Here is a 21,584-nt window from a genome sequence, read left to right as displayed (position 1 = left end):
GTGTCAGGCAATAATGATGTCGACGGTCACACCGCCTTCGCGAGCAAGCCCGCTCCCACATTTTGACTGCAGTGTTATAGAGATAGCGGGCCACGCGGATAGCGCTTGAGCTTTTCGATCAGCTCGGTGCCCGGGATCGGGCGGTCGAACAGGTAACCCTGGCCGACGTCGCAGCGGTGACGGCGCAGGAAAGCCAACTGCTCGGCAGTTTCGATGCCTTCAGCCACGACCTTGAGTTTCAGGTTGTGGGCCATGGCGATCACCGCGGAGGTGATTTCCATGTCGTCCTGGTTGTCGGGGATTTCGTGGATGAAGCTTCGATCGATCTTGATGATGTCGATCGGGAATTTTTTCAGGTAGCTGAGCGACGAGTAACCGGTGCCGAAGTCATCCATGGCCAGGGTCAGGCCCAGGCGCTTGAGCTGATCGAGCTGCAAGTGGGTGTCTTCGGTGGCTTCCAGCAGCAGGCCTTCGGTGAGTTCGAGTTCCAGCAGGTTTGCCGGTAGCGCTTCTTCTTTGAGGATGTTGGCGATGGACGACACCAGGTCCGGATCGGAGAACTGCTTGGGCGACAGGTTGATCGCCACCTGAAGATTGCCCAGGCCAGCGGCGGTCAGGTCTTTGCTCATGCGGCACGCCTGGCGGGCGACCCATTTGCCGATGGGAATGATCAGGCCGGTTTCTTCGGCGACGCTGATGAACTGGTCCGGGCGGATCATGCCTTTTTCCGGATGGTTCCAGCGCAGCAGCGCTTCCATCCCCAACAGGCGACCGCTGCGCAGGCAGAGCTTGGGCTGGTAGAACACGTCCAGCTCGTTCTGGGTCAGGGCGCGGCGCAGGTTGTTTTCGACGAACAACTTGTAACTGGCTTCGGCGTTCAGCGCTTCGGTGAACACCTGAACCTGATGTTTCCCGTTGGCTTTGGCCTTGTGCAGCGCCAGACCTGCGTTGCGCATCAGGGTTTGTGGATCGCGACCGTGCAACGGCGCGCAGGCCAGGCCTACGGAGCCGGTGACGCTGATCAGCTGGTTGTCGACGAACATCGGTTTGTCGAGGGTCGCCAGCAATTGATTGGCAATTTGTTGGCCCGCCCGCAGGTCGGTGTCGTCCAGCAGCACGGCGAATTCATTACTGGCGAACCGCGCCAGACTGCCGCTCGGGCTCAGGCTGTTGCGCAGGCGTCGGGCCAGGCTGATCAACAGTTTGTCGCCGGTCTGGTGGCCGAGGCTGTCGTTGATCCGCTTGAAGTTGTCGATGTCCACCAGCAACAAGCTGATGGGGGTATCGCTGTCTCGGGCGAAACGTTCATCGAGGTTGCGGATGAAGGCCGGGCGGTTGCCGAGGTTGGTCAGATTATCGGTGTAAGCCAGACGCTCGATGCGCTGCTGGGCGAGCTTGGTCTGGGTGATGTCTTCGTAGATGCCGATGTAATGCGTCAGCTCGCGGTTGTCGCCGTAAACCTTGGAAATCGACAACTGGCCCCAGTAGGGTTCGAGGTTTTTACGGCGGCTTTTGAACTCACCCTGCCAGCTGTTGCTCTTGGCCAGCGCCGAGGGCGCGTCGAACAGCAGCTCGCTGAGGTTTTCCAGGGCCGGCAGTTCCGACAGCCGCTGGCCGTGGACTTCTTCGGTGGTGTACTGGGTGATCGCCGTGAAGCTCGGGTTGACGTATTCCACCACACCGTCGCAATTGACCAGCAAAAAGGCGTTGGCGCTTTGCTCGACCGCACGCTGGAACAGGTGCAGGGCGCTGGTGGCGGTGCGGCGGTTGTGGTTGTTGATGACTTGGGCAAACTGATCCGCCAACTCGCCGGCGAAAGCAATTTCGTCCGATTGCCAGGCGCGGGTCATACCGGTCTGTTCCAGGCAAAGTACGCCGACCACTTGGCCGTCGACGCGGATGCTGGCGTCGAGCATGGCGTTCACATCACGCGAGCGCAGGTGTTCGGCCATTTCCCGGGTGCGCGGGTCGCACATGGCGTTGTGGGCGTCGATGGCGCGGCCGGTGTGCAAGGCGTCCAGGTAATCAGGGAAGAGACTGACGTCAATCGGCTCCGGCAGCAGGTATTCCTGGCTGGCGCGGTGATAGGCCGAAATCGGCACGAGCTGTGAACCTTCGAGGTTCCACAGGCTGGCGCAGTCGATTTCGTAAATGTCACAGGCACTGCGAGTGATCAGTTCGGCGGCTTCTTTCAGGGAGTTGTTGCTGCTATAGCGCTGGCGGGTCAGCAGCAGGATCAAGTCTTGCTGGGCGCGCACCCGGTCCAGGTGCAGAAGCTGTTCCTGCTGGGCGCGCTGATTGAGTTCCAGGGCGATTTGCAGGCGAGAGTTCTGGGTTTCGAGGTCCAGGGACGGCAGCAGTTGCTCGCCCTCGAACAGGCCGTCGACCACCAGCAGGTAGCCGCGCAGCAGGTGTCGATTGTGTTGTTTGTAGGCTTCGCCCAGTTCCAGCAGGTTCAAGGCGCCTGCGGCGGTGTGCAGGGTGTAGCGGATCAGGTAATGCGGGGCTTGGGTGAGTTGCTGCTGAACCGCGTCATGCAGCTGATAACGCGCTTCGGGTTCCATCAGGCTGGCGTAGGGCGAGCCGACCAGAGCGCAGAGCTCCACCGCCGGCAGGCCGAACTGTCGTTCGCAATTGGGATCGAGAAACAGCAGCGCCCAGCTCGCTTCATTCAGCCGTTCGAAACGCAGCATGCCAAGCCGCGAGGGCACAGGCAACTGCGTCACTACCTCGGCCACCATACGGCTGGCGGCATCGGGTTGGCTCTTCATATGGAGGGAAACTCGCTTCGAATAGGCTGAACGCGCCGGGCTCTCGCCCTTTTTACTGTGACCTGCGGCAAGGTTGCATCATTGCGACACTGACTGACAAGAGACATGAAGGCCAAGTGCTATAAGAATATGTCGGCAGGAGGGAGGATTTCTCCAGTCGAGGGCCAAAAAGTAATGTTTTCAAGCACAAAAATAGGCTCAGCTAAAGGATTACAACCTGTGGGAGCGGGCTTGGTCCGGGCGGCGTTCCGACGAAAACGGTGGGTCAATCAATATCGATGTTGTCCGCCCCGGCGCTTTCGCGAGCAAGCCCGCTCCCACAAGTGTTGTGGCATTAACGCAATTTAATGTTGGTCGACTGCAAAAAGTTGCCGTCCCGATTGTGATAACTGACGCGAACCTGTTCGGCATCGACAATCAAATGAGCGAAATTGTCCTGGCTGACCACCTGGCTGGTCAGTCCATGCTGATAGTCGCCAGCGGCTGTTCGCGCCAACGGGTGATCGAGGATGAAGGTGGATGCCTTGGCGTACGGCAGTAGCTTGCTGTTGCACAGCGGTGAAGAAACGATGGTGTGAACCTCGAAGTCCGGGTCCTCGCTGTGGGTCAGGCGACTGGTCAGGGAGCCATGGACATCGCCGGAAACGAAGAAAACGTTCTTGATGCGGTGTGTGCGAATGGTCTCTAGCAGCCGCAGACGCTGTTCGGGAAAGGCCTTCCACGCGTCGTCGCCATGGGCTTTGCGGTCGGGGTAGAACATCACGCTGGTGACCACGAATTTGACCCTGGCCGGGCTGTGAATCAACCATTTGCATAAGGCCTGTTCCTGCTCTTCGTCGAGGATGCGTCGATCATTGCCCGACAGGTTGCGTCGGGTTCGACTGTCAGTGACAAACCATTCAATATCGCCTTCGGCGAATTGATACCAATAATGTTCCAGTTTTCTATTTATTTGCCCGCTGGCGAGAAGTTCATGCGCCGGGCTATGACTGGCTTGATACAACTCATACGCCGCGATGGCGTTTTTGTATAAGTAGGCATCGGCTTTACTTTCGTTGACGGGCCAGTTGTCTTCTATTTCGTGATCGTCGAGGATCATGTAAGTCGGCACGCCGGACATTAACTTTGCAATGTTGGGTTGGGAAAAAGCGGCGCGGTACTTACTGAGTATTGCCTTGTATTCCCGGTCGGGAGCGATAACGTTCAGGTCATCGACATAGATTTGATCGCCGGTCATCAGCATGGCGCTGATGGGCGGCTCGGCCTGCTGCGCCAGATTCGTGATCGAGGCGAAAATCCGGTCCCCCAGATGCGGCGCAGACGGGATGCCAGCGGTCATGCGCAGGTAACGACATGAACCGACGATATAGGCCCGTGGAATCGTGGCTTTGCTGGACTGTGTGCGGAATCGGTAGATACCCCGCGGCCATTGCAGCGGCAATTCCTGAACCGTTTCCACGGTGTGCACCGGGCTCATGGGGCTGAACCAGCCCGCCTGGTATTCGTACTCGGTATCGGCGGCAAGATCGTTGAGTGCGATGACATCGGACATATCATGCAAGATCGTTAGCTTTGCAAATACACCTCGGGACCATCGCTCTTCGCCGAGCCGGCGATAACGAATGCCTGCAAATACCGGTGCATTGTTTTGAAGTTCGCCACGCAAGAAGATGCGTGCGTGGTTAGTTGTTGTGTGGCCCATAATAGGGCCGACAGTCGGTTTGAACATGTTCGAATCCATTCGAATTAATACTAGTTAAGCAAAATTGGCAGATGAAGGTTTAACGATAATTAGTTGAACTAAGCTTAGTTATTGGTTGGCAAGAAATATCGAGCAGAAGTGGACTGGAGTTGTGGGCGACGTAAGCCGCGAATGTAGGAAAAGGGCGTCGGGTGACTTTCTTCCAGGCAAAAAAAGCCCCGCCAAACTGGCGGGGTTGAGGTACGAGCGTGGCGCTCGGAAAACGTGGAACGCGACGGGCCCTCCGGTGAAGGAGGGCCGGTCGGTGTTACAGCAGGATGGTGCGGATGTCCGCCAGCAGGTCGCTCAGACGCTTGGTGAAGCGTGCAGCAGCGGCGCCGTTGATCACACGGTGATCGTAGGACAGCGACAGTGGCAGCATCAGTTTCGGCTGGAAGGCTTTGCCGTCCCAGACTGGCTGGATGGTTGCCTTGGAAACACCGAGGATCGCCACTTCCGGCGCGTTGACGATCGGCGTGAAGCCGGTGCCGCCAATGTGGCCGAGGCTGGAAATGGTGAAGCAGGCGCCTTGCATGTCGTCAGCGGTGAGCTTTTTGTCGCGGGCTTTGGCGGCCAGCACAGCGGCTTCGGCTGCCAGTTGCAACAGACTCTTCTGATCGACGTTCTTGATGACCGGTACCAGCAGGCCTTCAGGGGTGTCGACGGCGAAGCCGATGTTCACGTACTTCTTGCGGATGATCGCTTTGCCGCTTGGTGCCAGCGAACTGTTGAAGTCCGGCAGTTCCTTGAGCAGGTGCGCGCAGGATTTGAGCAGCAGCGGCAGGATGGTCAGTTTGACGCCAGCCTTCTCTGCAACGGCTTTCTGAGCGATACGGAACGCTTCCAGGTCGGTGATATCAGCCGAATCGAACTGAGTCACGTGCGGAATGTTCAGCCAGCTGCGGTGCAGGCTCGACGCGCCGATTTGCATCAGGCGGGTCATCGGCACTTCTTCGGTCTCACCGAAGCGGCTGAAGTCCACGACCGGAATCGGCGGGATGCCCGCGCCGCCGGTTGCGCCAGCAGCGGCGGCCGGTGCTTCCTTGGCCTTCTGCATCATGGCCTTGACGTAAACCTGCACGTCTTCTTTCAGGATGCGACCGTGCGGACCACTGGCGCCGACAGCGTTCAGCTCGACGCCGAACTCACGAGCCAGTTGGCGTACTGCCGGGCCCGCGTGAACCTTGGCGCCCGGCTTGGCCGGTGCAGCAGCCGGTGCGACCGGTGCCGGGGCGGCGGCTGCCGGAGCAGCTTCAGCCTTGGCCGCCGCAGGTGCTGGTGCAGCAGCGGCGGTCGCCGGTGCAGCAGCAGGCGCAGCGCCTTTGACTTTCAGCTTCAGGATCAGGTCGCCGGTACCGACTTCGTCATCCAGCTTGACGGAAATGCTTTCCACCACGCCAGCGGCAGGCGATGGGATTTCCATGCTCGCCTTGTCGGATTCCAGGGTGATCAGCGACTGGTCGGCTTCAACGGTGTCGCCGGCCTTGACCAGGACTTCGATGATCTTGGCCTTGCCCGAAGAGCCGATGTCCGGGACATGAATGTCCTGAACGCTGTCGGCAACCGGTGCAGCAGGCGCGGCAGCTGGAGCAGCAGCGGCGGCCGGAGCAGGCGCAGCAGCCTGGGCTGGCGCGGCAGCAGCAGGGGCCGCAGCACCCGCCACTTCCAGGTCCAGAATCAGGTCGCCAGTGCCGACTTCGTCGTTGAGCTTGACGCTGATGCTCTTGACCACGCCAGCGGCAGGCGATGGGATTTCCATGCTGGCCTTGTCGGATTCCAGAGTGATCAGCGACTGATCAGCCGCGACGGTGTCGCCGACCTTGACCTGGATCTCGATGATCTGGGCCTTGCCCGACGAACCGATGTCCGGCACGTGCACTTGCTGGACGCTGGCGGCAGCCGGAGCTGCGGCCGGTGCAGCGGCTGCCGGAGCAGGAGCAGCAGCCGGTTTCGCTTCAGCCTTGGCAGTCGGCGCAGCCGCCGCCGCCGCAGGGGCCGCAGCAGCGGCACCTTCGACTTCCAGCTCCAGCAGTTCGTCGCCTTCTTTCAGGCGATCGCCCAGCTTCACTTTGATGCTTTTGACGATGCCGGCCTTGGGCGCAGGAATTTCCATGCTCGCCTTGTCCGACTCAAGCGTCAGGATGCTCTGGTCCGCTTCCACACGGTCGCCGACCTTCACAAATAGTTCGATTACTTCACCTTCACCGCTGCCGATGTCAGGTACGCGAATGAGTTCGCTCACAGAGTGTCTCCTCAGCAGTCCAGTGGGTTGCGTTTTTCCGGGTTGATCCCGAACTTGGCGATGGCTTCAGCCACCACTTTAGGCTCGATATCACCACGGTCAGCCAAGGCTTCCAGGGCTGCCAACACCACGAAATGACGGTCGACTTCGAAGAAGTGACGCAGCTTCTTACGGCTGTCACTGCGGCCGAAACCGTCGGTGCCCAGGACTTTGAATTCCTTGGACGGGACCCACTGACGAATTTGCTCAGCGAACAGCTTCATGTAGTCGGTAGACGCGATGACCGGACCTTGACGGCCGTTCAGGCACTCTTCGACATAGCTCAGTTTAGGCTTCTGGCCCGGGTGCAGACGGTTGCTGCGCTCTACGGCCAGGCCGTCGCGACGCAGTTCGTTGAAGCTGGTAACGCTCCACACGTCAGCGCCGACGTTGAACTGTTCACGCAGGATTTTCGCCGCTTCGCGAACTTCGCGCAGGATGGTGCCGGAGCCCATCAGCTGAACGTGGTGCGCCGCTTCGCGGGTGTCTTCCTCGAGCAGGTACATGCCCTTGATGATGCCTTCCTCGACACCGGCCGGCATGGCTGGCTGCTGGTAGGACTCGTTCATCACGGTGATGTAGTAGAAAACGTCCTGCTGCTCTTCGGTCATCTTCTTCATGCCGTCCTGAATGATCACCGCCAGCTCGTAGCCGTAGGTTGGATCAAAGGTGCGGCAGTTCGGGATGGTGGCAGCCAGGATGTGGCTGTGACCGTCTTCGTGTTGCAGGCCTTCGCCGTTCAGCGTGGTCCGGCCGGCGGTGCCGCCGATCAGGAAGCCACGGGTGCGGCTGTCGCCAGCGGCCCAGGCGAGGTCGCCGATACGCTGGAAGCCGAACATCGAGTAGAAGATGTAGAACGGCAGCATTGGCTGGTTGTGGCTGGAGTACGAAGTACCGGCAGCGATGAAGGAGCTCATGGCGCCCGCTTCGTTGATGCCTTCTTCGAGGATCTGGCCCTTCTTGTCTTCCTTGTAGAACATCACCTGGTCTTTATCGACTGGCTCGTAGAGCTGGCCGACGGAGGAGTAGATGCCCAACTGACGGAACATGCCTTCCATACCGAAGGTACGGGCTTCGTCCGGGATGATCGGAACGATGCGCGAACCGATTTCCTTGTCCTTGACCAGCTGCGCGAGGATCCGCACGAACGCCATGGTGGTGGAAATTTCACGGTCGCCCGAGCCGTCCAGGATTGCCTTGAGAGTATCGAGTGGTGGCGTCGGGATGTCGAAGCTTTTGGCACGGCGCTGTGGCACGAAACCGCCCAGTGCAGTGCGGCGCTCGCTCAGGTAACGGGCTTCGGCGCTGTTTGGCTCTGGCTTGAAGAACGGCAGGTTTTCCAGCTCTTCGTCTTTGACCGGAATGTCGAAACGATCGCGGAACAGCTTCAGGCTTTCAACATCAACTTTCTTGGTGTTGTGCGCAGTGTTCTTCGCTTCGCCGGCACCGGTGCCATAACCTTTGATGGTCTTGGCGAGGATGACGGTCGGTTGTTCTTTGTGGTTGACCGCTTCGTGGTACGCCGCGTAGACCTTGTACGGGTCGTGGCCGCCACGGTTGAGTTTCCAGATCTCGTCGTCGGACAAGTCTTCAACCATCGCCTTGAGTTCTGGCGAGTTGAAGAAGTGTTCACGCACGAACGCGCCGTCTTTGGCTTTGTAGTTCTGGTACTCGCCGTCGATGACTTCGTCCATGCGACGTTGCAGGATACCGTCGACGTCTTTGGCCAACAGTGGGTCCCAGAAACGGCCCCAGATGACTTTGGTCACGTTCCACTGAGCACCGCGGAACACGCCTTCGAGTTCCTGGATGATCTTGCCGTTGCCACGAACCGGGCCATCAAGGCGCTGCAGGTTACAGTTGATAACGAAGATCAGGTTGTCGAGCTTCTCGCGGCCAGCCAGCGAGATCGCGCCCAGGGATTCCGGCTCGTCGCACTCGCCGTCGCCCAGGAAGCACCAGACTTTTTGCTTGCCTTCAGGGATGAAGCCACGGGCTTCCAGGTACTTCATGAAGCGCGCCTGGTAGATCGCCTGGATCGGGCCCAGACCCATGGATACGGTCGGGAACTGCCAGAAATCAGGCATCAGCCACGGGTGCGGATAGGACGACAGGCCTTGACCATCGACTTCCTGACGGAAGTTGTTCATCTGGTCTTCGGTGATGCGGCCTTCCATGAACGCACGGGCGTAAACGCCTGGCGAGGTGTGGCCCTGGAAGTAGATCAGGTCGCCGCCGTGTTCGTCGGTCGGGGCCTGGAAGAAGTAGTTGAAGCCGATGTCATACAGGGTAGCGCTGGAGGCGAAGCTGGAGATGTGACCGCCCAGGTCAGAATCTTTCAGGTTCGTACGCATCACCATGGCCATCGCGTTCCAGCGTACCAGCGAGCGAATGCGGCGTTCCATGAACAGGTCGCCAGGCATGCGTGCTTCGTGGGTAACGGGGATCGTGTTGCGGTATGGCGTGGTGATGGCGTAAGGCAATTGCGAACCGCTACGGGTTGCGAGTTCGCCCATACGGGTCATCAGATAGTGAGCGCGGTCTTCGCCTTCTTTGTCGAGAACCGATTCCAGGGCGTCCAACCATTCCTGGGTTTCGACGGGATCGAGGTCTTGCATGGCTTGCTCCAGGGCGGAAAGGCTTCCAGAATCGGTTGCCTGAGTTTGCGACTGGCCTTGTGGGCAGACGATATAAATTCTTGGATTGCCGAGAGGTTGTTCCGGCGGCGTGTAGTTTTACTACAAATCATCGGGCATTTCAGCCTTTCGGATGTATATACGAGTAGTAAAACTACAGATGAGCGGCTTGTGGCCTCCAGCTGCGTTGTGAGAATAATCGTTAAGGTTGGTCTTTTGCCAACCAGAAAAGGTGAAAGCTTGATGCTGTCTGCCAAAAAAAAAGAAATTTCAGCTATTTCTAACCTTTGTTCGACAGTCGATCACGTAGTGCATTCTCGCGAATCACTACATGCAGCCCTCTACACGCCGATCAAGGATAGACCATGAGCCTCCCTTCGCTTGCCGAACTGCCTGGCATCCTCCTGCCATTTGTCACCCGCGCCGAACAGTCGTTCCGCACGGCCGTCGCCGGCCTCGACGACGACCATGGCCTGGCCGCCTGGACGCCTGAACGCTGGGCACAATTTGCCCGCGTCACCGCTGCCAGCGACTTCGTGATTGAACAAAGTGTCCGTGACCCATTGATGTTGCTGGAGCTGGTGCAGTCCGGTGAGCTGGACCGAAATTTCGCGCCCGGCGAGCTGTGTGCACAAATTGCGGCAGCGGTGAATGCAGCGGAAACCGACGATGAGCTCGGTCGCGCCCTGCGACGTCAACGTACCCGTCATCAAGTGCGGATCATTTGGCGCGACCTGACGCGTCAGTGCGATCTGATCCAGACCTGCCGCGACCTCTCGGACATGGCCGATGCCAGCATCGATCAGGCCTATCAGTGGTTGTACTCGCGGCATTGTCAGCAGTTCGGCGTGCCGACTGGCCGGCGCAGCGGCGAGCCGCAGCAAATGGTCATTCTCGGCATGGGCAAGCTCGGCGCGGTGGAGCTCAACCTGTCGTCGGACATCGACCTGATCTTCGCCTATCCCGAAGGTGGCGAAACCGTCGGGGTCAAACGCTCGCTGGATAATCAGGAATTTTTCATTCGTCTCGGCCAGCGCCTGATCAAGGCCCTGGACCCGATGACCGTCGACGGTTTTGTATTCCGCGTCGACATGCGCCTGCGGCCTTACGGTTCGGCCGGCGCATTGGTGCTGAGCTTCAATGCGCTGGAGCAGTATTACCAGGATCAGGGCCGTGACTGGGAACGCTACGCGATGATCAAGTCGCGGGTGGTGGCCGGCGATCAAGTGGCCGGCGCGCAATTGCAAGACATGCTACGACCGTTCGTTTACCGGCGTTACCTCGACTTCTCGGCCATCGAAGCGCTGCGCACCATGAAGCAGCTGATTCAGCAGGAAGTCCGGCGCAAGGGCATGGCCGACAACATCAAACTCGGCTCCGGTGGCATTCGTGAAGTCGAATTTATCGCCCAGGCATTCCAGCTGATCCACGGTGGCCGCGACCTGAGCTTGCAGCAGCGTCCTCTATTAAAAGTACTGAGTACGCTGGAAGGTCAGGGTTACCTGCCGCCTGCGGTGATCAGCGAACTGCGCGAAGGCTACGAATTCCTGCGGTACACCGAGCACGCGATCCAGGCGATTGCCGACCGCCAGACCCAGATGCTGCCGGACGGCGCTCAGGATCAGGCGCGCATTGCCTTTATGTTGGGCTTCGCCGATTGGACCGCTTTCCACGAACAGCTGATGTATTGGCGCGGTCGCGTGGCCTGGCACTTCGGGCAGGTGATTGCCGATCCCGACGAAGAGGAAGGCACCGAAAGCGAAGTGGTGGTCGGCGGCGAATGGCTGCCGCTGTGGGAAGAGGCTCAGGATGAAGAGGCCGCTTGCCGTCAGTTGGAAGAGGGCGGTTTCGCTGATGCCACCAAAGCCCTGAAAGCGTTGGCCGGTTTGCGCAGCAGTCCGCAATTGCGCGCGATGCAGCGCTTGGGGCGCGAGCGCCTCGATGCCTTTATTCCGCGGTTGCTGGCTCAGGCCGTGGAACACGCCAATCCGGATCTGGTGCTCGAAAGAGTATTGCCGCTGGTGGAAGCCGTGGCCCGTCGTTCCGCGTATCTGGTGTTGCTGACCGAAAACCCCGGCGCGCTGCGACGCTTGTTGACCTTGTGCGCCGCGAGCCCGTGGATTGCCGAACAGATCACCCGCTTTCCGCTGCTGCTCGACGAATTGCTCAACGAAGGTCGGCTGTTCAAGCCGCCACTGGCGCCGGAACTGGCCGCCGAGTTGCGCGAGCGTTTGACGCGGATTCCCGAGGACGACCTCGAGCAGCAAATGGAAGCCCTGCGACATTTCAAATTGGCGCACCGCTTGCGTGTCGCCGCTTCGGAAATCGCCGGCAGCCTGCCGTTGATGAAGGTCAGTGATTACCTGACCTGGCTCGCCGAAGCGATCCTGGAACAAGTGCTGGCCTTGGCCTGGCGCCAGACCGTGGCCAAATACGGTACGCCGCAGCGTACCGACGGTACGTTGTGCGATCCCGGCTTCATCATTGTCGGTTATGGGAAAGTCGGCGGTCTGGAATTGGGGCATGGTTCGGACCTGGACCTGGTGTTCATCCACGATGGCGACCCGCAGGCGGAAACCGACGGGCCGAAGCCTATCGACGGCGCGCAATTCTTTACTCGGCTGGGGCAGCGGATCATTCACTTGCTCACGGCCCAGACCAACTCCGGTCAGCTATATGAAGTGGACATGCGTCTGCGACCGTCCGGCGCGTCGGGGTTGCTGGTGAGTTCGCTCGGAGCGTTTGCCCGGTATCAGGAAAATGAAGCCTGGACCTGGGAGCATCAGGCACTGGTGCGGGCGCGGGTACTGGTGGGCAGCCCGGACGTCGGCCAGGCGTTCGAGAAAGTCCGCGCGGCGGTATTGGGCAAGCCGCGGGACCTGGCGACCTTGCGCCAGGAGGTCAGCGAGATGCGCGCCAAAATGCGCGATAACCTTGGCAGCAAGAGCACCGCGGCGGGTACCGGAGCAAATGCCTTCGAGGCCACGGCGCCGTTCGATCTCAAGCAGGACGCCGGAGGTATCGTCGATATTGAATTTATGGTGCAATACGCGGCCCTGGCGTGGTCCGAATCGCATCCGCCCTTGCTGCGCTGGACGGACAATATCCGCATTCTGGAAGGGCTGGAGGAGGAAGGGCTGATGCCCGCCGAAGACGCCAGCCTGTTGCGCGAGGCCTATAAAGCCTACCGTTCAGCCGCTCACCGGCAGGCCTTGCAGAAGGACGCCGGGGTGATACCGGGTGACCAGTTCGTGGACGAACGACGGCAGGTAGTGCGGATCTGGCGCGAGCTGGGGCTAAGCTGAAACACGCAAGTTGAAGCGACAAGATTCAAATGTGGGAGCGGGCTTGCTCGCGAAGGGGCCATTAAATTCAACAATGATGGCGACTGATACTCCGCCTTCGCGAGCAAGCCCGCTCCCACAGTAGATCTGCAGTGTTTCGCAGATCGATGTACACCAAATCCCAATGTGGGAGCGAGCCTGCTCGCGATAGCGGAATGACAGTCGACAATAATGTTGAAGGTGATGACCCATCGCAAGCAGCCGTGCTCCCGCAGTGATTCTCGAGGCGGGGAGGCGTATGCCTCCCCGGCTCGTTTATGGAAACCACATGAAAATTCTGATCGTTGGGCCCAGTTGGGTCGGTGACATGGTGATGGCGCAGACACTGTTTCAGTGTCTCAAACAGCGCCACCCGCAATGCGAAATCGACGTGCTGGCCCCCGAGTGGAGCCGGCCGATTCTTGAGCGCATGCCCGAAGTACGCCAGGCCTTGAGCTTTCCGCTCGGTCACGGTGCTTTGGAGCTGGCGACGCGTCGGCGCATCGGCAAATCCCTGGCCGGCCAGTACGACCAGGCGATCCTGCTGCCCAATTCCCTGAAGTCGGCATTGGTGCCGTTCTTCGCCGGCATCCCGAAACGCACCGGCTGGCGTGGCGAATTGCGCTACGGCCTGCTCAATGACGTGCGCACGCTGGATAAAGAACGTTACCCGCTGATGATCGAACGCTTCATGGCCCTGGCTTACGAGCCGGGTGCCGAGCTGCCGACACCTTATCCACGGCCGAGCCTGCAGATTGACCCGGTCACTCGCGAAGCGGCAATGGCCAAGTTCGGCCTGGCGCTCGACCGCCCGGTGTTGGTGCTGTGCCCCGGTGCCGAGTTTGGCGAGGCCAAGCGCTGGCCGTCCGAGCACTATGCCAAGGTTGCCGAAGCGAAGATCCGCGAAGGCTGGCAAGTCTGGTTGTTCGGTTCGAAAAACGATCACGCCGTCGGCGAAGACATCCGCTCGCGGCTGATTCCCGGGCTGCGTGAAGAGTCGGTGAACCTCAGCGGTGGCACCTCCCTGGCCGAAGCCATTGACCTGATGTCCTGCGCCGACGCGGTGGTGTCCAACGACTCCGGCCTGATGCACGTCGCCGCTGCGCTGAATCGCCCGTTGGTGGCGGTTTACGGCTCGACGTCGCCGGGTTTCACGCCGCCATTGGCCGAGCACGTCGAGATCGTGCGCCTGGGCATCGAATGCAGCCCCTGCTTCGATCGCACGTGCCGTTTCGGCCATTACAACTGCCTGCGCCAGCTCATGCCGCAAGCGGTGAACGAAGCCTTGCAGCGTTTGCAAGGCACTGTGGTCGAGGTCAAATAGTTTGCGGGTATTGCTGATCAAGACTTCTTCGCTGGGTGACGTGATTCACGCGTTGCCGGCGCTGACCGACGCGGCACGGGCGATCCCCGGCATCCAGTTCGACTGGGTGGTGGAAGAGGGTTTCGCCGAAATCCCGACCTGGCACCCGGCCGTGGGCAAGGTGATTCCGGTGGCGATCCGTCGCTGGCGCAAAAACATCTGGCAGACCATCAAGAGTGGCGAGTGGAAGCGCTTCAAGCAAAGCGTTCGCGCCAACAAATATGATTTGGTGATCGATGCCCAGGGCCTGCTCAAAAGTGCCTTGCTGACCCGATACGCCAAAGCCCCGGTGGCCGGGCTGGATAAAAACTCGGCCCGCGAGCCGATTGCCGCACGCTTCTATTCCCGGCGTCTGGCCGTGGCCCGTGGGCAGCACGCGGTGGAGCGAGTGCGTCAGCTGTTCGCCGTGGCCCTGGGTTACGACCTGCCAAAAGGCTTGGGCGATTACGGCCTGAACGTCGAGCGACTGGTGGAATTGCCGCGCAAGAATCCTTACGTGGTGTTCCTGCACGGCACCACGTGGGACACCAAACACTGGCCTGAAGCCTACTGGCGCGAGTTGGCCGAGCGCGTCGGCTATCTCGGTGTCGCGGTGAAGCTGCCGTGGGGTAATCCGATCGAGAAAGCCCGGGCCGAGCGCATCGCCAAAGACATGAGGCACGTCGAAGTGCTGCCCAAACTGAATCTGGCGGGTGTCGGCAAAGTGCTGGCTGGCGCGCAAGCCTGCGTCGCGGTGGACACCGGTCTCGGTCACCTCGCCGCGGCGCTGGACGTGCCGACGTTGTCGCTGTTCGGCCCGACCAACCCGGGCCTGACCGGCGCCTACGGTAAATCGCAGATTCACATGGCCAGTGATTTCCCCTGCGCGCCGTGCATGCAAAAGAAATGTACGTATCAACCGACGGCCGAAGATGCCCGTCAGTTTGACCTTAAACGCGAGTGGCCACTGTGCTTCACGCGTCTGAATCCCGAGCGTGTCGCGACCCGACTGAGCACGTTGTTACTGGCTGAGGAGCTGCGCTGATGCAATTGGCATTCGTCTTGTACAAGTACTTTCCATTCGGGGGCTTGCAGCGCGACTTCATGCGCATCGCTTTGGAATGTCAGCAGCGCGGCCATCAGATTCGGGTCTACACGCTGATCTGGGAGGGCGACATTCCGCCGGGTTTCGAAGTGTTGGTGGCGCCGGTCAAGGCGTTCTTCAATCATCGACGCAACGAGAAACTCAGCGAATGGATGGAAGCGGACCTGGCCAAGCGTCCTGTGGATCGGCTGATCGGCTTCAACAAAATGCCGGGTCTGGACGTCTACTACGCCGCCGATGGCTGCTTCGAAGACAAGGCACAGAACCTGCGCAACTCGCTGTACCGTCGTTGGGGCCGCTACCGACACTTCGCCGAGTACGAGCGCGCCGTGTTCGCCAAGGATGCCAAGACCGAAGTGCTGATGATTTCCGAAGTCCAGCAGCCACTGTTCATCAAGCATTACGACACACCGCTTGAGCGCTTCCATTTGCTGCCGCCGGGCATTTCCCAGGACCGTCGTGCGCCAGCCAATGCCGCCGGGATCCGTGCCGACTTCCGTCGCGAATTCAACCTCAAAGACGATGAGCTGCTGCTGGTGCAAATCGGCTCCGGGTTCAAGACCAAGGGCGTGGATCGCAGCCTCAAGGCGCTGGCCGCATTGCCCGCCGATCTGAAGAAACGCACCCGGCTGTTTGTAATTGGCCAGGACGACCCCAAATTATTCCAGATGCAGAGCGCCACACTGGGGCTCGGCGATAACGTGACGTTCCTTAAAGGCCGCAGTGACATCCCGCGTTTTCTGCTCGGCGCCGATCTGTTGATTCACCCGGCGTACAACGAAAACACTGGGACTGTGTTGCTCGAAGCCCTGGTGGCCGGGTTGCCGGTGCTGGTGAGTGCGGTGTGTGGTTACGCCCATTACATCGCCGAGGCCGACGCCGGTCTGGTGCTGGACGAGCCTTTCGATCAGGCGCAGTTGACCCAGTACCTGACCGGTATGTTGAGCGACGCTCAAGCACGGGCGGCCTGGAGCCGCAATGGTCTGGCCTTCGCCGAGACGGCCGACCTCTACAGCATGCCGCAGCACGCGGCCGATGTGATTCTGGCGGAGCACGCTTAATGAAGTTGATGCTGGCTGAACCGTTCAAGAGCCTCTGGGCCGGACGCGACCCGTTCGCCGAAGTCGAGAACCTCCAGGGCGAGGTATACCGCGAACTTGAAGCGCGCCGGACCCTGCGTACCGAAGTCAATGGCAGTGGCTTTTTCGTAAAGATCCACCGTGGCATTGGCTGGGGCGAGATCTTCAAGAACCTGCTCACCGCCAAGCTGCCGGTGCTCGGTGCCGGCCAGGAATGGAAGGCTATCCAGCGCCTGCAAGAAGTCGGCGTGCCGACCATGACTGCCGTGGCTTATGGCGAGAAGGGCCGCAACCCGGCGGACCAGCATTCGTTCATCGTCACCGAAGAACTGGCGCCCACTGTCAGCCTCGAAGACTTCAGCATCGACTGGGTCAAGCACCCGCCCGAGCCAAAACTCAAGCGCGCGCTGATCGCGGAGGTCGCGCGCATGACCGGCATGATGCACCGCGCCGGGGTCAACCATCGCGACTGCTACATCTGCCACTTTCTGCTGCACACCGACAAACCGGTGACGGCCGACGATTTCAGGCTCTCGGTGATCGACCTGCACCGCGCGCAGACCCGTCCGACGATTACCCGGCGCTGGCGCAACAAGGACCTGGCGGCACTGTATTTTTCGGCGCTGGACATTGGCCTGACCCGTCGCGACAAACTGCGTTTCCTCAAGGGGTATTTCCAGCAGCCCCTGCGCCAGATTCTGGGTGAAGAAGCCGGGTTGCTGGCCTGGCTCGAAGGCAAGGCCAACAAACTCTACGACCGTAAACAGCGATACGGAGATGCGCTCTGATGGCGGGTTGGACACTGGAGCCTGAGTACAGCGATCTGGCAGAAGATTTCGGCAGTCTTGAGGCAGTGTTTGCGCTTCAGGGTGAGCGCCTGACGCGCGACCTGTTGTCCGAGGTCATTCGCGTTCAGCGCAATGGCGTCAACTATTACGTCAAACGCTACGTGGGTGCGGGCAAAGGTCTGCGCCGTTACCTGGGCAAGCCTCGGGTGAAAGCTGAGTGGCAGAACCTCAAGCGCTTCGCCAAGTGGGGCATTCCTACCGCTGAAGTGGTGGCCTGGGGTCTGGAACGTCGCGGTGCGGCGTACGATCGCGGGGCGATGATCACCCGTGAGCTGCCGCATACCGAAGACTTGTCGGCCCTGGCCGAGCGGCATGATCCAAAGCTGGCGGACCGCGCCTGGGTCGATAACGTCAGCCGGCAGCTGGCGGGTTATACCCGGACCATGCACGACCACCGCTTCACCCATAACGATTTGAAGTGGCGCAACCTGCTGATCGACGATGAGCCCCGGCTGTTTTTGATCGACTGCCCCAATGGCGATTTCTGGCGCGGCTTTTGGCTCAAGTACCGGATCACCAAGGACCTGGCCTGTCTGGACAAGGTCGCCAAGTATCACTTGTCGGCGACCCAGCGCCTGCGCTTTTACCTGCAATACCGCCAGTCTGATCGGCTGAATGCCGCCGACAAAAAACGGATTCGGCACGTGGTGAGATTTTTCGAGGGGCGCGAATGACTGATTTTCTGGCGGCCGAAGACCGTGCGCTGCTTGAGCGTCACGGCCTCGGCACCTTCGACGCACTCTGGGCCAAGCAGCTCGACGCTGTGGATGAGCCCAACACCGGTCGCGGTGGCTGGAGTAGCGTGTTTCGGCTGGATCTGGAAGGTCATGGCTACTACCTCAAACGCCAGAGCAACTACCAGATGCGCACCTTGCATGCGCCCTTTGGTGAGCCGAGCTTTGCCCGTGAATTTCGCAATATCAGTCTCTATGAAAAGCTCGGTATTCCAGCGTTGAAAGCGGCGTTTTTCGGTGAGCGCAAAGTCGACGGCGAAGTCCGGGCGATTCTGCTGACCCGTGCCCTGGACGGTTGGGATGATCTGGATTCACTGTTGCAACGCTGGTCGGACCTGAGTTCGGCGCAGCATTCGGCCATTCTGAAGGCCTGTGGGCAATTGGCTCGTCGCCTGCACGGCGCGCGTCAGGTTCACGGTTGTTTCTACCCCAAGCACATTTTTCTCCAGGCCACCGGTGACGGTTACCTGGCCCAACTGATCGACCTGGAAAAGACCCGGCCGTTGCTGTTTGGTCTGCGTGATCGGGCCAAAGACCTGGAGCCGTTGCTGCGTCGGTCGCCTGAGTGGAGCGAAGCGCAGTTGCGCGAGCTGCTGGCTGCCTATCTGGATCAATCGCAAGACAGTTCGCTGATCGACAGCTGGTTTGCACGGCTGACCGCGCGTCGCACTCATAAGGAGACGCGCTGATGCGTTTGTCTGAACTGAAAAACGCAGGACGCAGCCCGAGCCTGCCGCTGAACATTCCATTGGCTGATGCCGCCGGCCCTGCCGAGTTGCAGTTGCTAAGTCTGTTGCGAGTGTTGCCGGGACAGCGTTATGTCGGTGCCGGCGTCTGGCGTGGCCGGCCGGTGCTGGCCAAGTTGCTGGTCGGCAGCAAGGCAGCGCGGCATTTCCAGCGTGAGCTGGACGGCGTGCGGTTGCTGGCGGCTCAGGGGTTGACCACGCCATTGTTGCTGGCTGATGGCCTGAAGGACGGCGAGGGCGGCTGGCTGCTGTTCGAGTTCATCGAGGGCGCCGAAAGCCTCGGTGAAACCTGGAAACAGGTCGAGCATTTGCCGGTGCTGGCGGATATGCAAGGGGCTGTGCTGGCCGAGGCGTTGGGCGCTATCGGCCAAATGCATCGCAAGGGGCTCTGGCAGGAAGACCTGCACCTGGACAACCTCTTGCGCCAGCGCGGCCGGTTGTATTTGATCGATGGCGGCGGCGTCTGCTCCGAAACACCTGGCCAACCGCTGTCGCGGCAGAAAGTCCTGGAAAACCTCGGGGTGTTTTTCGCCCAGTTGCCCAAGTCGCTGGAGCCCTACACCGAAGAATTGCTGGTGTATTACCTGCTGAGCAACGGCGAACATGCCTTGCCGATGGAAGCGCTGCAAAAGCAGATCAGCAAGGTTCGCAGCTGGCGTCTCAAGGACTACCTGATCAAGATTGGCCGCGAATGCACGCTGTTCAGTGTCCAGCGCGGAGCGTTCGGCTTACGGGCGATTCGCCGCGCGGAAGAGGCGGCGATGCTGCCGGTGCTGGCGCAGGCCGATACGTTGCTCGATCAGGGCCATCTGTACAAGACCGGCGGCGCGGCGAGCGTCGGCAAGGTCGAGGTGGCGGGTCGTGCGCTGGTGGTCAAGCGCTACAACATCAAAGGTTTTGCCCACTGGCTCAAACGCTTCTGGCGCCCGAGCCGTGCCTGGCACTCCTGGCGCGAAGGCAATCGCCTGGCGTTTCTCGGCATCGCCACGCCCAAGCCATTGGCGTTGCTGGAGAAGCGTTTTCTCTGGTTGCGCAGTCGGGCTTATCTGGTGACCGAGTATTTACCGGGGCCGGACATCATCGAGCGCTTTGCGCCTTATGTCGAAAGCGGTGAGGCACCGGAAGCCGAATTGCTGGCGCTGGATCATTTGTTTGCCGAGCTGATTGGCGAGCGGATCAGTCACGGGGATTTCAAGGGGCATAACCTGTTCTGGCAGGACGATCGCTGGGCGCTGATCGATCTCGATTCGATGTGTCAGCATGCCTCGCTCAGCAGCTTCGCCCCGGCGTATGCGCGGGATCGGGCAAGGTTCATGCGTAACTGGCCTGAGAGCAGCGCGCTGTATCAGGTCATTGATCAGCGTTTGCCCAAGGATATCTCTAGCGCTGCCTGAATCCCTTCGCGAGCAAGCCCGCTCCCACACTGGATCTATGTAACGCCGAAGATCCCCTGTGGGAGCGGGCTTGCTCGCGAAGAGGCCGGTACATCCAGCGAAAAAGCTGTGAATGTCAAAAGGGGACAGGTTCTTATGAAATGTCCTACATGATCTGAAGAACCCGTGAACTGTGCCCTGAATAGCCGCGATGCTAGTTTGCCTGACGTTCACGGAGGGCAGATTTTGACAATAAAAACGACGGTGTTACTGAGCGCTTTCGCACTGGTTTTATCAGGCTGCGGAACCGCTGTTACGGTGCTGCAGGATGACGAAGACGCGGCTCGTAGTCTTAGAAAGCAAAAGACCTACTGTCAATCCATCCCGCGCATCTACAGCGGCCTGGCCTACGACTTTTGCGTATTGAACGCAGCGCCTGATCCCACGGGTATTCTTTTGCCGTTCGTATTGGTGGATTTCACCCTGTCGGGTGTTTTCGATACCGTCCTCCTGCCCTATACGGTTTACCGCCAGGCTACCGACGGCAATCTCAGCATCTATTGGCGAGCAGGCCGCGGGTAACGCTTTTGTATTCCGGCGTGTCAGTGCTACACCTGACGCACTTGGCTCGAAGAACAAAAGGTGAATAGCTCGTGTCGACCCCGATTTTGCCCTCTCAACAGTTTTTGCTTTTTGAAAACGAAAGCGAAGCTGAAACTAATGTTGAGACGGAAAAGCTCTTACCTCCGTCCGGAAGGTACAGCGATTTCATAATCTATGTGGATGAGAGCGGCGATCATGGGATGCAAACATTAGATCCAAACTATCCAATGTTTGTGCTGGCATTTTGTGTGTTTCATAAAAGGCATTATTGCGAAAAGGTAATTCCTGCCCTTCAGAAGTTCAAATTTAATCATATGGGTCATGACCTGATCGGTCTGCATGAATTGGAAATTCGAAAAGAAAAGGGCGCGTTCTCCAGTCTTTTCACATCAAGGCAACACAAACATGCCTTTCTCGATGAGTTGACGGGAATCATTGAGGCCAGCAATTTCGTCCTGATCAGCTGCGTTATCGACAAAGCCGCTCTTCGCGAAAAGCAAGGTCCTGTCCACAATCCTTATCACCTCGCGCTCGGATTCTGCCTTGAAACGCTTTATGAGTATTTGCAGGAAAAGAATCAACAGAGCGTTTTAACTCATGTGATTTTCGAGCGTCGAGGGAAACGTGAGGATAATGAGCTTGAACTGGAGTTTCGTCGCATGTGCGATGGCGCGAACAGATTGGGCATACAACTGCCGTTCGACATCGTCTTTGCAACCAAACAAGTGAATTCCACGGGGTTACAGCTAGCGGATCTTGTTGCAAGACCCATTGGTATGAGCGTTTTGCGGTCGGGGCAAGAAAATCGTGCCTTTGACGTGCTCAAGCGCAAGTTCTACTGCAGTGGTGGGCGTAACAATGTGGGAGAGGGTTTCGAGAATTGGGGGTTAAAAATTTTCCCTCTCTCAGAAAGCGAAAAGCCCCGGTGAAACTCACCGAGGCCGCAACGCCGACCGGGATCCCCCAGTCCATTTGCGCAGGAGTCTATGTCGAGGTCCGTCA

The 21,584-nt window shown here is 59.5% G+C and carries 14 protein-coding genes; 10 read left to right on the top strand and 4 right to left on the bottom strand.

All coding sequences use genetic code 11. The features are described from left to right. Positions 1 to 74: 74 nt before the first annotated feature. The 4 genes from KGB03_RS02125 to aceE form a co-directional block, all read right to left on the bottom strand. The gene (locus KGB03_RS02125) at positions 75 to 2,771 is read right to left on the bottom strand and encodes a putative bifunctional diguanylate cyclase/phosphodiesterase (RefSeq protein ID WP_223526146.1); all 2,697 of its coding nucleotides are present in this window, start codon (positions 2,769 to 2,771) and stop codon (positions 75 to 77) included. Positions 2,772 to 3,105: 334 nt separating this feature from the next. Continuing rightward, entirely contained in the window at positions 3,106 to 4,500 is a 1,395-nt protein-coding gene (locus KGB03_RS02120) for an alkaline phosphatase D family protein (RefSeq protein ID WP_223526144.1), read from the bottom strand. A 280-nt stretch (positions 4,501 to 4,780) separates the two neighbouring features. Next, entirely contained in the window at positions 4,781 to 6,754 is a 1,974-nt protein-coding gene (gene aceF / locus KGB03_RS02115) for a dihydrolipoyllysine-residue acetyltransferase (RefSeq protein WP_223526142.1), read from the bottom strand. Positions 6,755 to 6,765: 11 nt separating this feature from the next. Beyond that, on the bottom strand, positions 6,766 to 9,411 hold the full coding sequence (aceE, locus tag KGB03_RS02110; RefSeq protein WP_074873054.1) for a pyruvate dehydrogenase (acetyl-transferring), homodimeric type: 2,646 nt from the start codon (positions 9,409 to 9,411) through the stop codon (positions 6,766 to 6,768). Between the two features lie 383 nt (positions 9,412 to 9,794). On the opposite strand from aceE, the gene glnE reads away from it, so the two are divergent. From glnE to KGB03_RS02060, 10 genes are all read left to right on the top strand, one after another. Beyond that, positions 9,795 to 12,734 carry a bifunctional [glutamate--ammonia ligase]-adenylyl-L-tyrosine phosphorylase/[glutamate--ammonia-ligase] adenylyltransferase gene (gene glnE, locus KGB03_RS02105; protein ID WP_218536926.1) on the top strand — a complete coding sequence of 980 codons (2,940 nt, stop codon included), beginning with the start codon at positions 9,795 to 9,797 and terminating at the stop codon, positions 12,732 to 12,734. Positions 12,735 to 13,041: 307 nt separating this feature from the next. Beyond that, on the top strand, positions 13,042 to 14,076 hold the full coding sequence (gene waaF / locus KGB03_RS02100) for a lipopolysaccharide heptosyltransferase II (RefSeq protein WP_218536927.1): 1,035 nt from the start codon (positions 13,042 to 13,044) through the stop codon (positions 14,074 to 14,076). A gap of 1 nt (position 14,077) precedes the next feature. Further along, positions 14,078 to 15,139 carry a lipopolysaccharide heptosyltransferase RfaC gene (gene rfaC / locus KGB03_RS02095; protein WP_218536928.1) on the top strand — a complete coding sequence of 354 codons (1,062 nt, stop codon included), beginning with the start codon at positions 14,078 to 14,080 and terminating at the stop codon, positions 15,137 to 15,139. After that, entirely contained in the window at positions 15,139 to 16,260 is a 1,122-nt protein-coding gene (locus KGB03_RS02090; protein ID WP_223526140.1) for a glycosyltransferase family 4 protein, read from the top strand. Before rfaC ends, KGB03_RS02090 begins: the two co-directional genes overlap by 1 nt. Beyond that, positions 16,260 to 17,066, top strand: coding sequence for a lipopolysaccharide core heptose(I) kinase RfaP (rfaP, locus tag KGB03_RS02085; protein WP_192409945.1), 807 nt, complete (start codon positions 16,260 to 16,262; stop codon positions 17,064 to 17,066). The genes KGB03_RS02090 and rfaP overlap by 1 nt, the downstream gene beginning before the upstream one ends. Further along, a complete protein-coding gene (locus KGB03_RS02080) occupies positions 17,066 to 17,800 on the top strand; it encodes a lipopolysaccharide kinase InaA family protein (RefSeq protein WP_223526138.1) in 735 nt (244 codons plus the stop codon). The genes rfaP and KGB03_RS02080 overlap by 1 nt, the downstream gene beginning before the upstream one ends. Then, positions 17,797 to 18,549, top strand: a complete 753-nt coding sequence (locus KGB03_RS02075; RefSeq protein ID WP_223526136.1) for a lipopolysaccharide kinase InaA family protein — start codon at positions 17,797 to 17,799, stop codon at positions 18,547 to 18,549. Before KGB03_RS02080 ends, KGB03_RS02075 begins: the two co-directional genes overlap by 4 nt. Next, positions 18,549 to 20,000: a lipopolysaccharide kinase InaA family protein gene (locus KGB03_RS02070; protein WP_223526134.1), complete on the top strand. Its 1,452-nt coding sequence runs from the start codon at positions 18,549 to 18,551 to the stop codon at positions 19,998 to 20,000. The genes KGB03_RS02075 and KGB03_RS02070 overlap by 1 nt, the downstream gene beginning before the upstream one ends. 225 nt (positions 20,001 to 20,225) lie before the next feature. Further along, positions 20,226 to 20,561, top strand: coding sequence for a YceK/YidQ family lipoprotein (locus tag KGB03_RS02065; protein WP_218536934.1), 336 nt, complete (start codon positions 20,226 to 20,228; stop codon positions 20,559 to 20,561). Positions 20,562 to 20,632: 71 nt separating this feature from the next. Beyond that, positions 20,633 to 21,511, top strand: a complete 879-nt coding sequence (locus tag KGB03_RS02060; protein ID WP_218536935.1) for a DUF3800 domain-containing protein — start codon at positions 20,633 to 20,635, stop codon at positions 21,509 to 21,511. Positions 21,512 to 21,584 lie beyond the last annotated feature (73 nt).

This window comes from Pseudomonas sp. BF-B-26 (assembly GCF_019956495.1).
In the GTDB taxonomy this organism is placed as follows: Bacteria; Pseudomonadota; Gammaproteobacteria; order Pseudomonadales; family Pseudomonadaceae; genus Aquipseudomonas.
The sequence above is the reverse complement of the archived record's forward strand: the minus strand, read 5'-3'. Positions and strand labels throughout refer to the sequence as shown.

Bases quoted from the DNA above. Each gene is read 5' to 3' on its own strand.
- KGB03_RS02125 (WP_223526146.1), bottom strand. From the start codon at position 2,771: ATGAAGAGCCAACCCGATGCCGCCAGCCGTATGGTGGCCGAGGTAGTG.
- KGB03_RS02120 (WP_223526144.1), bottom strand. From the start codon at position 4,500: ATGTTCAAACCGACTGTCGGCCCTATTATGGGCCACACAACAACTAAC.
- aceE (WP_074873054.1), bottom strand. From the start codon at position 9,411: ATGCAAGACCTCGATCCCGTCGAAACCCAGGAATGGTTGGACGCCCTG.
- glnE (WP_218536926.1), top strand. From the start codon at position 9,795: ATGAGCCTCCCTTCGCTTGCCGAACTGCCTGGCATCCTCCTGCCATTT.
- waaF (WP_218536927.1), top strand. From the start codon at position 13,042: ATGAAAATTCTGATCGTTGGGCCCAGTTGGGTCGGTGACATGGTGATG.
- KGB03_RS02090 (WP_223526140.1), top strand. From the start codon at position 15,139: ATGCAATTGGCATTCGTCTTGTACAAGTACTTTCCATTCGGGGGCTTG.
- rfaP (WP_192409945.1), top strand. From the start codon at position 16,260: ATGAAGTTGATGCTGGCTGAACCGTTCAAGAGCCTCTGGGCCGGACGC.
- KGB03_RS02080 (WP_223526138.1), top strand. From the start codon at position 17,066: ATGGCGGGTTGGACACTGGAGCCTGAGTACAGCGATCTGGCAGAAGAT.
- KGB03_RS02075 (WP_223526136.1), top strand. From the start codon at position 17,797: ATGACTGATTTTCTGGCGGCCGAAGACCGTGCGCTGCTTGAGCGTCAC.
- KGB03_RS02070 (WP_223526134.1), top strand. From the start codon at position 18,549: ATGCGTTTGTCTGAACTGAAAAACGCAGGACGCAGCCCGAGCCTGCCG.